2 protein-coding genes are annotated in these 2,279 nt (G+C 33.3%); one reads left to right on the forward strand and one right to left on the reverse strand.

The features are described from left to right. Window positions 1-1,328, forward strand: a 1,328-nt coding sequence (locus tag AC1RYN_RS04620; RefSeq protein WP_481806006.1) for a TolC family protein, incomplete at its 5' end; no start/stop codon positions are given. Window positions 1,329-1,449: 121 nt separating this feature from the next. Here the strand turns inward: AC1RYN_RS04620 and AC1RYN_RS04625 are convergent. Beyond that, on the reverse strand, window positions 1,450-2,130 hold the full coding sequence (locus AC1RYN_RS04625) for a response regulator transcription factor (protein ID WP_481806007.1): 681 nt from the start codon (window positions 2,128-2,130) through the stop codon (window positions 1,450-1,452). Window positions 2,131-2,279 lie beyond the last annotated feature (149 nt).

Genomic DNA, 2,279 nt, shown 5'->3' on the forward strand with positions numbered 1-2,279 from the left:
ACGTATTGCTAAGGTTAATACATGCTCCTGTTGTTAGGGAGGCAGCACCTTACTTTAAAGATCCTGAATTAGAAAAATTATTGGATAAGGCTATCCTTCAAAACCCTGATTATCTAATCCTTCAGGAGAGAATATTAATAGCCAACTCTCATCTAAAAGTAGCAAAACTAGCTTTGTTGCCTTCATTTGATATTGTGGCAGATGCTTCGGGTACACATTATGGTAAATATACTATGGATGGTGTAGGTAACTTTGATACGAACCTATCTCAGAATATATCAGAGAGACAAAGAATCGCTACAGATTTAACCCCAAACCTATTCCTTGCAGGAAAAGTTTCTTGGGAAGCTGATATCTGGGGTAAACTTAGCAACCGAAAAAAGGCTGCACGCCAAAGGTATTTTGCATCAAAAGAAGGAATGAGATTGCTGCAAACAAGATTACTTAGTGATATTGCAACGCTTTATTACAAACTTGTAGCTCTAGATAAACAAGCTGGTATTTATAAAAATAACCTAGCAACACAGCAACGAGCTCTTGATATTGTTTCTGCTCAAAGATCTGTTGGAAAAGCTACTGAACTTGCAGTGCAGCAGTTTAATGCTCAAAACAACAATATTCTTGCTGAGGCAGAACAAATAAACTTAAGTATTGATCAAACTGAAAAAGCGATATTGAACCTACTGGGAGAATACGGTGGAACTGTTACCAGAAGCAGTGATTTCTTATCAGGACATCTTGAGGTATTAAATCAAAAAATAAGTGTTGATTCAATAATCCATAACAGACCCGATGTAGCCGAAGCTTATTTTGAATTGTTAGCTACCAATGCAGATGCAAAAGCGGCACGTGCCTCTTTTTTTCCAACTGTAAATCTTGGGACGTATGGAGGTCTTAACTCTTTTTCTTTGCCTACATTTTTTGATAGCCAATCATTTGCATGGCAATTACTGGGCGGAATAACAGCACCGATTTTCAACAAAGGACAGATCAAACAAGACTTTTTTGTTGCCAACAAAAAACAACAAATTAGCTTCCTAAATTATCAGAATACGATAACTGTAGCTTATAATGAGCTAAGTGCTTTATTACATAGAACTGAAGCTTTTCAAGATGTTTTAACCTATAAATCAAAGGAAATAGAACACCTAGAAATTGCTGTAAATGTATCAAATGATTTGTATTTGAGCGGATATGCTAATTACCTTGAAATAATTAGTGCTCAAAAAAATAAACTTCAAGCTGAATTAGACTTTGTAGACATACAATTAAAAAATGCAGACTCACAAGTCTTATTATACAAAGCTTTAGGAGGAGGAATTAATTAAGAGTAGCTTACAGATTATTTTTTTAATTTCTAAAAAAAGATACAGTAGCCCTATTTAAACCAAGAGGAAGTCTCAATAAAATGAGACTTCCTCTTTTTATATTGTATCAATTTTAAAATTGTTAATCAATTAGTTTATACCCATATCCCCTCACATTTATGATTTGTATATTGAGATCATGACTTAACTTTTTTCTCAATTTTGAAATAAAAACATCCATACTCCGTCCATTGAAAAAATCATCATCACCCCATATTTTTTTTAAAACAGTAGAACGATCTAAAATTTCATTTTTATTCTCAATCAAAAAGTATAATAGTGAAGCTTCTCTATGTGTCAGTAATATAGTAGTCCCTGAATGATGTAATGTTTGTTTAATCAAATTAAAACTATAAGTTCCAATTTTTATATTTTCTTCTGTTTTATTGCTATTGATACGATTTAGTAACGAATGGATGCGAACAATCAGTTCTTCCATACTAAAAGGTTTTTTTAAATAATCGTTACCGCCAACATTAAAACCATCTACTACATCCTGCGTTTGAGATTTGGCAGTTAAAAAAATGATAGGCGTCTTTTTATCTAATTTTCGTATTTCTTTCGCTACGTTAAAACCATCCAATATTGGCATCATCACATCCAATACCAAAATATCTGGCACTTGCTTATTAAATGCAGCAAGCGTCTCTTTTCCATCTCCGCATAGTAAAACCTCGAAATTCCTTGTTTCTAAACTTTCTTTGATGATTACGGCTAAAGCGGACTCATCTTCGGCAAGTATGACTTTAATTTTATTAGACATCGTATAAAGTGATTTTAAAAATGGTCGTATTACTTATAACTAATTCTAATGTTCCTCCGTGCTTTTCTATGATTTTCTTAGCATAGTATAATCCAATTCCAAATCCTTTAGGTGCTGCCTCCCTAACAACAGGAGCATGTATTAACCTT

Source organism: Flavobacterium sp. TC780 (genome assembly GCF_056783245.1).